The 13,134-nt window shown below is 66.7% G+C and carries 9 protein-coding genes; all 9 read right to left on the minus strand.

The annotated features are described in order from the left end of the window. Window positions 1–36: 36 nt before the first annotated feature. Window positions 37–3,009 carry an ExeM/NucH family extracellular endonuclease gene (locus tag AC56KL_RS12400; RefSeq protein WP_497180461.1) on the minus strand — a complete coding sequence of 991 codons (2,973 nt, stop codon included), beginning with the start codon at window positions 3,007–3,009 and terminating at the stop codon, window positions 37–39. Between the two features lie 191 nt (window positions 3,010–3,200). Then, window positions 3,201–4,274 (minus strand): TIGR03790 family protein, encoded by a 1,074-nt coding sequence (locus AC56KL_RS12405; RefSeq protein ID WP_497180462.1) that lies wholly within the window; start codon window positions 4,272–4,274, stop codon window positions 3,201–3,203. 129 nt (window positions 4,275–4,403) lie between these two features. Further along, a complete protein-coding gene (locus AC56KL_RS12410) occupies window positions 4,404–5,132 on the minus strand; it encodes a PEP_CTERM-anchored TLD domain-containing protein (RefSeq protein WP_497180463.1) in 729 nt (242 codons plus the stop codon). Between the two features lie 143 nt (window positions 5,133–5,275). After that, window positions 5,276–6,694, minus strand: coding sequence for a mannose-1-phosphate guanylyltransferase/mannose-6-phosphate isomerase (locus AC56KL_RS12415; protein ID WP_497180464.1), 1,419 nt, complete (start codon window positions 6,692–6,694; stop codon window positions 5,276–5,278). Further along, complete coding sequence (locus tag AC56KL_RS12420) at window positions 6,691–7,881, minus strand: nucleotidyltransferase family protein (protein WP_497180465.1); 1,191 nt, start codon at window positions 7,879–7,881, stop codon at window positions 6,691–6,693. Before AC56KL_RS12420 ends, AC56KL_RS12415 begins: the two co-directional genes overlap by 4 nt. A gap of 39 nt (window positions 7,882–7,920) precedes the next feature. Further along, on the minus strand, window positions 7,921–8,919 hold the full coding sequence (gene galE, locus AC56KL_RS12425; protein WP_497180466.1) for a UDP-glucose 4-epimerase GalE: 999 nt from the start codon (window positions 8,917–8,919) through the stop codon (window positions 7,921–7,923). 208 nt (window positions 8,920–9,127) lie between these two features. Beyond that, the gene (locus tag AC56KL_RS12430) at window positions 9,128–9,886 is read right to left on the minus strand and encodes a WecB/TagA/CpsF family glycosyltransferase (RefSeq protein WP_497180467.1); all 759 of its coding nucleotides are present in this window, start codon (window positions 9,884–9,886) and stop codon (window positions 9,128–9,130) included. Then, complete coding sequence (wecB, locus tag AC56KL_RS12435) at window positions 9,883–11,034, minus strand: non-hydrolyzing UDP-N-acetylglucosamine 2-epimerase (RefSeq protein WP_497180468.1); 1,152 nt, start codon at window positions 11,032–11,034, stop codon at window positions 9,883–9,885. The genes AC56KL_RS12430 and wecB overlap by 4 nt, the downstream gene beginning before the upstream one ends. A gap of 27 nt (window positions 11,035–11,061) precedes the next feature. Beyond that, window positions 11,062–13,014: a heparinase II/III family protein gene (locus AC56KL_RS12440; protein ID WP_497180469.1), complete on the minus strand. Its 1,953-nt coding sequence runs from the start codon at window positions 13,012–13,014 to the stop codon at window positions 11,062–11,064. Window positions 13,015–13,134: the final 120 nt, after the last annotated feature.

Genomic DNA, 13,134 nt, shown 5'->3' on the forward strand with positions numbered 1-13,134 from the left:
CAGCCCCGCGGCAAGCCGCAGGGCGCCGGACAGTGATTACAGCTCCCCCGTAAACAGCTTCGGCGTGTAGTCGATTTCCTTCTTCTTCGACGGATAGATGAAGCTGAAGTGCAGGGTCACCTTCGCTCCCGGAGCGATCGTCGTCTCCGGCAGGGTCAGGTAACGCGCGCCCTTGTGACTGCCGTTTGCGCCTTCGAGGACCACACCCTCGGTCAAGCCCTGCAGCACGAAGTGCAGCGGACCGTTCAGCGCGGCGCTGCCCGTGTTGGTGAAAGTGACCTTGCCCGAATACCGTGACTCGGCGTATTTCACCGCCAGGCCGCTCTGGACGATCCGCACCGAGCTGCTCACATCCACATAGGGCGGCGTCAATGCCAGGCTGACGACCACCGGATCGTGGTCGGAAGCGCGGTAGGCATCGTTCGCATACAGGTCCTGCGGCTTGTCGTCCAGGTTGTAGTCGATCGCTTCCGGCTCGTCCGCGTTGTTGTGCCATTCGGCGGCGCCGAGCACCTGCCTGCTCAGCGCAGCGCTGGCGAGCGCATGGTCCAGGTAACCGCTCTCGCCGTCGAACACATAGGAATACACCATACCCTGCGGACGCACGAAGCGCTCGAGTTCGTTGACCAGGCCGGCGCCCGTCAGGGTCGCGATCGGGTCTTCGACACCGTAGGCATTCATGTCGCCGATCACCAGCACGTCCGGATCGCCCGCGCTGGCCACCACCTGCGGGATGAAGACGTTCGCGAGGCGCTGGGCCTGCAGCACGCGGGTGGCATTCCAGCAACCCTGGCCGTCGCCGCGGTCGCTGTCCGGGCCGCTGCCCGACGGACAGCTGGCCTTGGCCTTGAGGTGGTTGACGATCACCGAGAACCTGGCGTCGTTGTTCGCCCTGAAGGTCTGGGCCATCGGCGGGCGGTTGTTGACCCGGTCGCCGTCCGACAGCGCCGTCCCGACCAGGGAGACCACGGCCGGCTTGTAGATCATCGCGACGCGGATCGCATCGGTGCCGGTCGCTTCAGGCTTGGGCACCACCGCATACACCGGCGCGCCGAGTGCGGCGTTGAGGCTGTCCACCAGGTACTGCACCGCGGTGTCGCCATTGTTCTGGATCTCCATCAGGCCCACGACGTCGGCGTCGAGTGCGACCAGCGACTTCACGATCTTGTCGCGCTGGCGCACGAATTCGATCATGTTGTCGGCGCCCCGGCAATTGCTGGGGCGGGCGCTGGCGCCGCATCCCTGCCCGCTCGCGCCCTCGGCGTTGCTGCCGTCGGTGAAGGTGGTGAAGAAGTTCAGCACGTTCGCGCTGGCGACCTTGACGCCAGCCGGCAGGCTCGGCGCGCCCGGACGCGCGTTGGTGCGCGAGAACTGCGGCGCCACGGTCGGCTGCAGCTTGAAGCCCGCGCCCCCGCCGCCCAGCGCGCCGAAGTCGAGCACCCCTTCCAGGCCGGTGACGGTATCCCCGGTCCGCACGGTGTTCTCCGGACCGATGTAGGGAATGCTTGGCGGCTGCACGAACAGGCCGTCGTCGAGCACGATCGCGTTGGCGGCGTTGTCAAGCGCCATGGCCAGCGCTTCCGGCGTGCCGGGGCGGTAGCGGTTGGTCGGGATCTCGCGGCGTCCGCTGGACAGGGTCAGCTCGCCGCGTGCGCCCAGGTACTTGTTCTGGTTGACCGTCAGCGGGTTGGCGAAGCGCACCAGCATGCCCTCGTAGCGCTCGAGGTCCGGGTTCGGCAGCGTGATGTTGGTGGCGCTGATGGTCGGGCCTGCGCCGAGCACGGTCGAAACGGTATCGGTCAGCTCGGTGTAGGTGGCCGTGCCCGAGGGCTTGTACTCGGTCACGATGCCGGTGACGCGCACGCGCTCGCCCACGGCGCCCGCCGTCGGGCCGAACACGAAGATGCCGTCCGAGGTGGACGGATCGCCGTCGCCCGCCGGGTCCTGGATGAAGTAGCCGCTGCCGACCTTCGCCGTGATCACCCCTTCCGTGGTCTGGGCCGAGCCGGCCAGCGGGCTCGCCGCACCCGGTCCCTGGATCGCCGGGATCGCCTGGCTGCCGGCCGAGTGCACCATCACCGTGCAGCTTTGCGACTGGCCGCCGTCGTTGCTGAACTCGACCACCACCGGATGGCTGCCCGGGGCAGTCGCGGCGTCGACCACGAGCTTGACGGCGGCGGCGCTGTCGATGGCGCCCGAGGCGCTGAATTCTTCCAGGCGGATGCCGGGCACGGCGCCCGAGCCGAGCGCGGCCCCGGTCACGCGGCTGTCCTTGTCGAGCGCGCTCAGGCTGCCGGACACGGACTCTCCGTGCGGACGCAGGATCGTGGCCGGGCAGCTGGGCACGATCGGCTCGGCGACCGGGCCGGTCGCGCCGCAGGCATTGAGCGGACTCGCGCTGTTGCGCGGCGCGACGGCGCCGACCGCGAAATCGGCGGCGTTCGAGTCGGTGTCGGTGCAGCCCTGGCCGTTGCGCGAGGCCGAGGTAGTGTTCGACAGGGCCGGGGTCGGCGCGCCTTCGAAAGCGCTGGCGCCGCCGAAGCCGACCAGGTCGACCAGCGCCGGGCTGCCCGGGGTGGCGCCGCTCAGGAGGACGCCGCTGCTGACCAGGGCCACCTTGCCTGTCGTGCCCGACATCGCGATGCCGCCGCCGGCGTCGCCTTCGACCGGCGTGAGGGCGGTATTACTGCCGGCCGCCTGGCGCACCAGGTAGTACTGGCCCGGCTTGAGCACCGCGCCGCCCGGGATCTCCGTCTTCTGCCAGCTCGTGCCGCCGCTGGACGCATACTGGACGCTCCAGCCGCCGATCACCACATCGGATCCGCTCCGGTTGAAGAGCTCGATGAAATCGTGGGCATACTTGGCGCCGGTGTTGCCGCCGCCGCCGTAGACCTGGCTGATGACGACCTTGCCGCCTTCGGCAAGGGCGGGGAGCGCCAGGCCGGCGAGCAGTGCGGCCAGGACGGTGCGCCGTCCAGGCGCGCTAAGGGAAATAAGGGATTTGTTCATTGGGTTCCTGAAATGGAAGAGCGGATCACGTCGCCAAACAATTGCAATAAAAACACAATTTACCACGGCGAAATGCATAGTAATCATATTGATTGACTATGTGATGACATGTTGTACGGATATATCAGGCGACGGAGCGATAGGCGCTGCATCGCCGCCGCCGGCAGCGGCCGCTCCGCACACGCGGGGACTCAGCGTCCCCGGTAGGGCGCCGCCAACGGTTCGCCGATGAACAGGCCCTGGGCGGGCCAGGCGACACTCTTCCAGTAGGCCTCGATGGCACTGTTGCCATTCAGGTAGTGGCGCAGCAGCACGGACGGATTCGGGAACTTCTGCCAGTGGTTGCAGGGCTCGCTGACGGTGCCGTAGCTGGCGGTGGCGCCCGCTTCCAGCCAGCGCAGGCTGCTCATCTGGCTGGTCCCGAGCAGGTCGCCGCCGAGCGAGGTCAGGTGGTCGGCCAGGGCGCCGGGCACGAAGCCGAGCGTGTCCAGCTTGCCCACCTGGGCCATGCCGGTCTGGTAGACCAGGATGTCCTTCACCCCTTCCAGCACGTCGGCCTGCAGGACCCTGGTGGTCAGGCGGCGGCCCGGAATGCGCCCTGGGCGAGGAAAGAAGCCGGCGCGGGTGTTGCGCGCCTTTTCCGAGGTGGCCAGGTAGTAGGCGGTGGCCGGCGTGGTGCGAAAGCCGGCGGCGACGCCGCGGTCGATCAGGTCTTTGGCCCCCTGCACCGACTCGGTCGGCAGCAGCATCGAGAGGCGCTGCTGGTGGTCGGTGAAAGGCCGCCCCGACTTGCTGTTGAAATAGGGGCTTGGCTCGCCGGCAGCGCAGGTCCTGGCGCACTGCGTGCCGTCGAAGCCGAGCGTGTAGGCGCCGGTGATGGAATGACAGTCGACGGCATAGGGCGCCGTCCAGACCATCAGCACGGCCTGCACGCCTGGGCCGAGCTGGCTGTCGATCTCCGCTTTCAGCAGGCGAAACCGGGCCGGGTCGATGCTCCGCGGCTTGCCGGGAATGCGCACGTGCACCACGTTGGCGGCCGGGATCGCGCGGCGCTTGCGGTAGTACTCGCCGACGGCGACGCTGGAGGGGTCTTCGTCATTGATAACGATCGCCAATTGCTCGGGCTTGAGCGCTGCTGCCGCGGGCGCATGCAGCGCGCCGCCGGCACACAGGAGGAACAGGCAGGACAGCAGCAGGCGGCGCAGACGGCGATGCAGAGGCGGTCTGCCTTCGGCGTGCAGGTGGGAACAAGGGGGCGCTGGCAAGGTCGGTCGCATCGAATCGGTCGCAGGATGAACGGATGGCGGAGCGGGCTCCGCCGCCATCATGCCACAGCTTGCCGTTTATCCAATCCACGCTCCGCCGGTGCGCATTCCGGTAGCCAGCCCTGCCCTTCAATGCTTGCGCACGGCGCCCAGCGTCGCCGGACGCGCACGCCGCCGCCACGCGGCCCAGCCGAGCACGCCGAGGCCGCCGATGAACATCGCCGTATTGGCGGGCTCGGGCACCAGGGACACCGAATACACTTCGAGCGCGTCGACCCGGAACAGCTGGCCGCCGATGCTGCCATCGATGATGCTGGTCCCCTCGGACAGGCCGTCGCCGTAGCTCACCTGCCAGGACATCGCCGCGTTGAGGCGGTCGTTGACGAACAGGTCAGGACCGGCGCCGAAGGTCGGGCCGTGGTTGGGCTCGTTGAAGGTCTGGCGCAAGCCGCGGTTCGGCAGAATGTTTTCCGACTGCACCTGGCGCCACAGCTGGGCGTCGGTGTAGTTGAAGAGGAAAGCGGTGCGCTGCCAGTCGTGCGGCGTCTCGTGCCAGCCGGCCGTGGACGACCAGCTCTGCGGATTGTAGCCGCCGACGATCCAGCTGTCGCCTAGATCGTTGCTGACCTGGAGCAGCGTGAAGGTCATGCCGGCGCCATCGGCCGCGGCATGGAAGTCGCGTGAATTGTGGCCGTTCGTCCGTGTATAGATGTTGCGCAGGTCGAGCGGCCCGGCGCCGAGCCAGCGCTCGAGCTGGCCGTACAGGGTCAGGTCCAGCAACGGGGCGCCGTTCTGCGCGTAGGCCGACGGCGCGGCCAGCACCACCGCCAGGGCGGACGCCGCAAGGATTGTTTTCATGGGATTCCCTCGCTCGGTTCAGTTGCGGGGAATTGTATGCCTGCGTTCGCACGGGGGTTCGCACGGTTCCGCTATGCAAGCGGCCTCGACGCTAACCCCAGGGTGGGCGGGTACCCCCGTCCACCCTGCCAGGGCCTGGTGCCTCAGGCGCGCTGGTAGATATCCTCGAAGCGGACGATGTCGTCCTCGCCGAGGTAGCTGCCGGACTGCACTTCGATGAGGTGCAGCGGCAGCCTGCCCGGGTTTTCCAGGCGGTGGGTGACGCCGATCGGGATGTAGGTCGATTCGTTCTCGGACAGCAGGCAGACCTTCTCGCCGCAGGTCACGCGCGCGGTGCCCGACACCACGACCCAGTGCTCGGCGCGGTGGTGGTGCATCTGCAGCGAGAGCTTCTCGCCCGGCTTGACCGTGATGCGCTTCACCTGGAAGCGGTCGCCCGCATCGATGCCCTCGTAGTGGCCCCAGGGACGGTAGACGCGGGTGTGGTGCAGGTGCTCGGTGCGCGCCTTGCTCTTGAGATGGTCGACCACCTGCTTGACGCGCTGCACCTGGTCCTTGTGGGTGACCAGGACGGCATCCTGGGTCTCGACCACGACCAGGTTGTCGACGCCGACCACGGCCACGATGCGCGACTCGGCGCGCACCAGCGAATTGGTGACGCCGTCCAGGTAGACGTCGCCGCGCTGGGCATTGCCCTGGGCGTCCTTGGCCTGCACTTCCCACAGCGCCGACCAGGAGCCGACGTCGTTCCAGCCGATATCGGCCGGCACCACCGCGGCGTCGCGGGTCTTTTCCATCACCGCGTAGTCGATCGAGTCGGACGGGCTGTCCGAGAAGGCCTTTTCTTCGAGGCGGCAGAAGTCGAGGTCGCGGTAGCCGGTGCTCACGGCCTGTTCGGCGGCGCTGGCGATGGCCGGCGCATGCTCCTGCAGCTCCTTGAGGAAGCGCTCGGCGTAGAACATGAACATGCCGCTGTTCCAGTAGTAGCCCCCTTCTTCCAGGAAGCCCTGGGCGGTGGCGGCGTCCGGCTTCTCGACGAAGCGCGCCACCCGGTAGCAGTCGCCGCAATCGGCCACCTGCTCGCCCCGGCGGATGTAGCCGTAGCCCGTTTCCGGCGTCTTCGGCACGATGCCGAAAGTGGCCAGGGCGCCCTGCGACACCAGGTTCACGGCGCGCTCGACGGCGTCGCGGAAGGCGGCGCCGTTCTCGATGACGTGGTCGGCCGGCAGCACCAGCATCATGGCTTCCGGGTCGATCGCCTTCAGGTAATGGGCCGCCGCCGCCACCGCCGGCGCGGTGTTGCGCCCGACCGGTTCGAGCAGGATGCCGAGCGGCGTCATGCCGATTTCACGCAGCTGTTCCGCCACCATGAAGCGGTGATCGTTGCCGCACACGACCAGCGGCGCCATCATTCCCGGCCAGCCGGCCACCCGCAGCGCAGTTTCCTGCAGCATGGTCCTGTCGCCTACCAGCGGCAGCAGCTGCTTGGGCAGCACGGCGCGCGAGAGCGGCCACAGACGGGTACCGGCGCCGCCGGAGAGGATGACTGGGTAAATTTTCATGCGCTTACTTTCTCGGTGATTTTCTCTTTGATTTTCTGGACAGCGTGGTGGGCTTCGCCATCGATTTCCTTGCGGACCGAGCGGCGGCGATCGCGCGCGTTCAGCCATTCCTGCGAGGAATACTCCGACGCGTGCTTCATTTCGCCCTTGCGGTCGACACTGTATTCCTTGAAGACAATCATTTCGTGCAATGTTACATCATGCAACACACGTGTGTATTCGAACAACACGCTGCGCACGATCTCGGCGCCTTCGCAGATGTGGCTGCCGTGGCCGATCCAGGTCGGGCCGACGATGCGGGCGCCCGCCTCGATCTTGACGTTGGAGCCGATGTAGACCGGTCCTTCGATGGTGGTGCCTTCCCAGTCGATGCTGGTGTTCAGGCCGGTCCAGACGCCCGGCTCGATCTGGATGCCCGGCACGTCCATGTGGTTGACTTCGCCGGTCAGGACGGTCTGCAGCACTTCCCAGTAGTCGCTCATGGTGCCGATGTCGAGCCAGTTGAACGGACGGCCCTGGGCGTAGAACGGCAGGCCGCGCTCGGCCAGCAGCGGGAACAGCTCGGAACCGATGTCGAAGGGCACGCCCGAGGGGATCAGGTCGATGACTTCCGGCTCGAAGATATAGATGCCGGTCGAGATGAAGTTCGACTTGGCTTCGGCCTCGGACGGCTTTTCCTGGAATTCGGTGATGCGGCCGTCGGCGTCGGTGACGACCACGCCGTAGGACGATACTTTGTCCCATGGCACTTCCTTGGTGATGACGGTGGCCATCGCGCCCTTGCGGCGGTGCTCGAGCAGCGCGGCCTTCAGGTCGAGGTCGATCAGGGCGTCGCCGCACAGCACGATGGTGGTGTCGTCGAAGAAACCGCCGAATTCCTGGATCTTCTTCATGCCGCCGGCCGAACCGATCGGCTCGGGCACGACTTCGCCCTCGTTGTTGATGTAGCCCTCGAAGGAATAGCCGATCTGGACCCCGAACTGGTGGCCTTCACCGAAGTATTCCTCGATCTTTTCGTGCAGCCAGCTGACGTTGACCATGATTTCGGTCACGCCGTGCTTTTTCAGGTGCTCGACAAGGTAGGCCATCACGGGTTTGCCCAGCAAGGGGATCATGGGTTTTGGCAGGTCGTAGGTTAGCGGGCGCACACGGGTGCCCTTGCCTGCTGCGAGAATCATGGCTTTCATCGGACCATCCTTTACATAACTGAGATTATTTGGCTGTGCTTATTTGTCGGTAGTCTGGTAGCGCCAGACGTCGGCGCACATTTGAGCGACATCACGCTCGGCAGTCCAGCCCAACTCTTCGCGCGCCTTGGCCGGATCGGCGTAGCACTTGGCCACGTCGCCCGGGCGGCGGTCGACGATCTGGTAAGGAATCTGGCGGCCGCAGGCTGCTTCGAAGGCACGCACCATTTCCAGCACGCTGTTGCCCCGGCCGGTGCCGAGGTTGTAGGTGACGATGCCCGGCCCCTTGGCCAGGCGGTCGAGGGTCTTCACGTGGCCGATCGCGAGATCCACCACGTGGATGTAGTCGCGCAGGCCGGTGCCGTCGGGGGTCGGATAGTCGCCGCCGAACACGGACAGCCTGTCGCGCTGGCCGTTGGCGACCTGGGCGATGTAGGGAACGAGGTTGTTCGGGATGCCGTTCGGCTCTTCGCCGATCAGGCCGCTCTCGTGGGCGCCGACCGGGTTGAAGTAGCGCAGCAGCGCGATGCGCCAGTCTGGCTCGGCCTTGGCGAGGTCGCGCAGGATGTCTTCGATCATCAGCTTGCTGCGGCCGTAGGGATTGGTAGCCGAGAGCGGGAAGTCTTCGCGGATCGGCACCGAAGCCGGGTCGCCGTACACGGTGGCCGAGGACGAGAACACCAGCGACTTGACGCCGAACTTGGCCATCGTCTCGAACAGGATCACGCTGCCGTTGACGTTGTTGTCGTAGTAGCGCAGCGGCTGCGCCACCGATTCGCCGACCGCCTTCAGGCCCGCGAAATGGATCACGGCGTCGACCTTGTGGGCGCCGAAGATGCGTTCCATGGCCGCGCGGTCGCGGATGTCGGCTTCTTCGAAGAGGAAGGTCTTGTCGGTGATGCGCTGCACCCGCTCCTGCACCGAGACGACCGCGTTGGACAGGTTGTCCACCACGACCACTTCATGGCCGGCGTTCTGCAGTTCGACGACGGTGTGCGAGCCGATATAGCCCATGCCGCCGGTAACCAGGATCTTCATGACGTTTTGCTCTCTGTGATATGTAGAATGTATTAGTAATGTGTCAATCCAATGCGCAGCATATCACTGCTGCGCAAAAGGAGCCCACACGGGCGCCAAGCGTGCGCGCGGCAGCCGCATGGGCGGACCGGGCGGCGCATGATGGTCACGGCCTCGCGTGGTGCGGACGGCGTTCCCGTCTTGTCGCCGGGAGGCGTCGATGGCCGCCCTATCCCGGCCCGGCCTGGCGGCGCTTGAGCGCTTCCTTGAACAACAGGCCGATGAAGGCCATGTCTTCGATGAAGTAGCGCCGGAACATGCGGCGTGGCTCCTGCAGGAAGCGGTAGAACCATTCGAGTCCGGACTTCTGCATCCAGAGCGGGGCCCGCTTGACCTTGCCGATGGCGACGTCGAAGGTGCCGCCGACGCCCATGGCGAAGGGGATCCGCATATGGGCCTGGTACTTGCCGAGGAACTGTTCTTTCTTGGGCGAGCTGATCGCCACGAACAGCAGGTCGGCCTGGCTCGCGCGGATCTGCTCGGCCACCGCCTGTTCCTCCTCCTCGCCCTTCCAGTAGCCGTTGCGGTAGCCGGCCAGGACCAGGCGCGGGTATTTGCGGGAATAGGTCTCGGCCACCTTGCTCACGACTTCCTCGCGCGCGCCCAGCAGGAACACGCGCCAGCCCTTCTCGCCGGCGCGCCGCATCAGGGCCTCGAACAGGTCGACCCCGGCCACCCTTTCCTTGAGCGGCTTGCCGAGCAGGCGCGACGCCCACACCACCGGCATGCCGTCCACGTTGACCAGGGCGCAGTCGTTGATGATCTGCCGCAGTTCCGGGTCGCGGCTGGCCTTGACCAGCTTGTCCACGTTGACCACCACGTGCTGGTGCGGCAGGCCGGTCTGGATGAAGCCTTCGACCTTGCCCAGCGTTTCTTCCATCGTCAGGTTGTCGACCTGACAGCCCATCAGGGTGATCCGTTCGTTCATGCGGCTTCCTTTGCAGTGGGTGCAGTAGCCGTGGCGGCGCCTGCCGCGATTTCCCGCGCCAGGATCGCGACGATGCGTTCGGCCGCCCTACCGTCCCACAGGTGCGGGCGGCGGCCCTGCTTGCCTTCGCCGCGCAGCACCTTGCGGGTTTCACGGACGATGGCGTGCGGATCGGTGCCGGCCAGGACGTTGGAGCCTTCCTCGACGGTCACCGGACGTTCGGTGTTCTCGCGGATCGTGACGCAAGGCACGCCCAACGCCGTCGTTTCTTCCTGCATGCCGCCGCTGTCGGTCAGCACCACGGCGGCGTCCTTCCACAGGTTGAGGAAGGCCATGTAGGCCTGCGGACCGGCGAGGGTGACGTTCGGCCCGAGGTCGATGCCGAACTTCTCGATATTGGCGCGGGTGCGCGGGTGGACCGGGAAGACCAGGGGCAGGTCCTGCGCGATCTCCTTGAGCGCGCCGGCGATGCGGGTAAACGTTTCGGGTTCGTCGACGTTGCTGGGGCGGTGCAGGGTCACCACGCCGTAGCGCTCGCCTGCCGCCTGTCGCTGCGCCTTGAAGGCGCTCGTCTCGAAGCCGGAGGTGTCGGCCTGCGACAGCTTCTCGGCCTGGTACAGCACGTTGTCGACCATGACGTGGCCGACGTAGTGCACGGCGGATTCGGGCTTGCCCTCGCGGCGCAGGTGCTCGCAAGCGGCCGGCTCGGTGGCGAAGAACCAGTCGGAGATGCTGTCGGTGACGAGGCGGTTGATTTCTTCCGGCATGGCCATGTCGCCGCTGCGCAGGCCGGCTTCGACGTGGGCCACCGGAATCTGCAGCTTCTTGGCCACGATCGAGCAGGCCAGGGTTGAGTTGACGTCACCCACCACCAGCACCGCGGCCGGCCGCTCGGTTTCGCACAGCTCCTCGAAGCCGAGCATGATCTTGGCGGTCTGCTGGGCGTGGCTGCCGCCGCCGGCGGCCATGAACACGTCCGGCTGCGGAATGCCGAGCTCCTCGAAGAAGACCTCATTCATCTCGCGGTCGTAGTGCTGTCCGGTGTGGATGATCTTGAATGTGAGGACCGACTGCGCCTGCAGGGCGCGGACGATCGGCGCAATCTTCATGAAGTTCGGACGGGCACCCGCAACAAGATATATCAGCATTGCAACTTTCCTATGGATAACATTTTGTTAATGCAGGAACGTTATTGTAAACCTGCATTCGACAGGAACGGCGGACGATACGGTCGTGATCCGGAGCACTTCGCAGGGCTGCTTCGATTCGTAGGTGCGCGAGCACCAGCCAAGCGGCGGGTTCTCGGCGCCGCGCACCAGTTCCAGCTGCAGGTCCGCCCCACTCGCCTGCATCTGCAGCACGAAGCGCTCGCCGCGCACCGACAGGCCATGGGTGGTCAGGCGCACGTCGAGCCCGGGGGCGAAGTGCCAGAACAGCTCGACCTTGTGCTGCTTGCGCGCCGACACTTCGTCGCGCACGACCAGGGTATTGCCGGCGCTGTCGAAGCGCACGCTGCGCATGTGGCGCACCGGGTCCGGCAGGCGGGTATAGCCGTCGTGCGAGCCGCGGAAATCGAAGTCGCCCGGGCTGCTGGGCATGCGCTCGATGCGGGCCTGGGCCTTGCGCAGCCACATGAAGCGCCCGCCGCTCACGGACTGGTCGAGGCCGTCGATGCGCACGGTATTGTGGCTCGAGGTGCCGCGGAAATAGTCGCGCCACTTCTGCTCCTGCCAGTAGGAATAGGTGCCGGGATCGATCAGGCATTCCTCGCCCGCCACCGACAGGCTCAAGGCCAGCGCGTCGGCGTGGCCGTGGGCGGCGATGCCGAGGTAGCCCAGGGGGCCGCAATCAAGCATACCCTTGATTTCCTGGTGCTCGCCGAAATGGTTGCCGAACAATAGGTAGCCGCCGTCCGGGAAGGCCCAGCCCGTGTCCACCTCGTGCGGATCGCAATCCGGGCGCGAACCGGGCAGCGCGTGCAGCAGCCAGCGCACGCCCGGGTGGGTATCGGGTGCTGCACCGAATACGGTGTCGCCCAGCGCCAGCAGCTGGGCGGCGCGGTCGCTACCCGCCGCGTCGAGGCGGAACACGCAGCCGTCGTCGGCGTCGCCCACCGCCGGCACATTGCCACCCACGTCGCGCACCGAGCGCAGGAAGCGCAGCGCGCGCTGCAGCGAGGCCCAGTAGGGGCGCGGGAAAGGCTGGCCGCAGGCCTGGCCCATCAGGCCGGCCACGAACAGGAACTCGCTCGAGAAGATGTGATAGGCGAAGGCCTGCTCGCGGTTGACGCCGTCGCGCGAGAACTGCAGTACGGCCTCGCGTTCCAGCTCGCGGCGCGCCTGGTCGAGCCAGCCGGCGGACTCCTTCCAGCACGGCCAGGTGCTGGCGCCGGCGTACAGGCCGGCCAGCTCGCCGATCAGGTGGTTGTTGGCCGAGGAATGGCGCGACAGGTGGCGGGCGATCGTGCGGCAGTGGGCATGGATGCTGTCCTGCCAGTCGGCGCGCAGCTTCTGGCCGGCGTCACCCTCGAACAAGGGGCTGTTCTCGCCGCCTACCAGCTGCCACACCAGGCTCCAGTTGATCAGGCGAATGCCCAGTTCCAGCGAACTGGTCCAGTTGGGGCCAGTCAGCGGCGGGCATTGGTCGAGCCAGCTGCGCAGCTGCTGCTCGAGCGCGTGCAGCCAGCGCGGATCGCGCTCCAGCGTCCATGCCTGGGCCAGGCGCACCAGGTGCAGGTGGCGGTTCAGCTCCCACACGTGCTTGATGTCGCCGACCAGCTCGCGGTTCGTGATCGGGATGTCGCCCGCATAGATCGAGGGGCCGACGACGCCGGTGTCGGGGTCGCGGTTCCAGGCCGCGGGTACGCCGACGTCGAAGCGGCGCTCGGCGAACAGCACCACATGGCCGGCGCAGATGCGGTCGGCGTCGAGCAGCAAGGCCTCGACCTCGCGCTTTTCGAGCGCGGGGGCGCCCTCGACGGCCAGCGTGCGGGCGCGCGGCAGCGGCACGGGCGCCGTGCGGCCCGCCATGCGGCGTCCCATCCTGGTTGCCGCCGCCTGGCGGACGCGGTAGCCCACTTCCGCCACCGACATGCAGCGCAGCCGGTTCACCAGCCATCCGAGTCTCACTGTTGCGTTCATTTCCCCCCTGCCATGCGAGTTGACGCCGTCATCGCGTCGTTATCGCGTCGTTATCGCTTAGTTATCGCGTAGTTATCGATTTACCGATCGTCCGTCATTCCTTGACGT

The organism is Telluria sp. ZB4P34 (assembly GCF_059686055.1).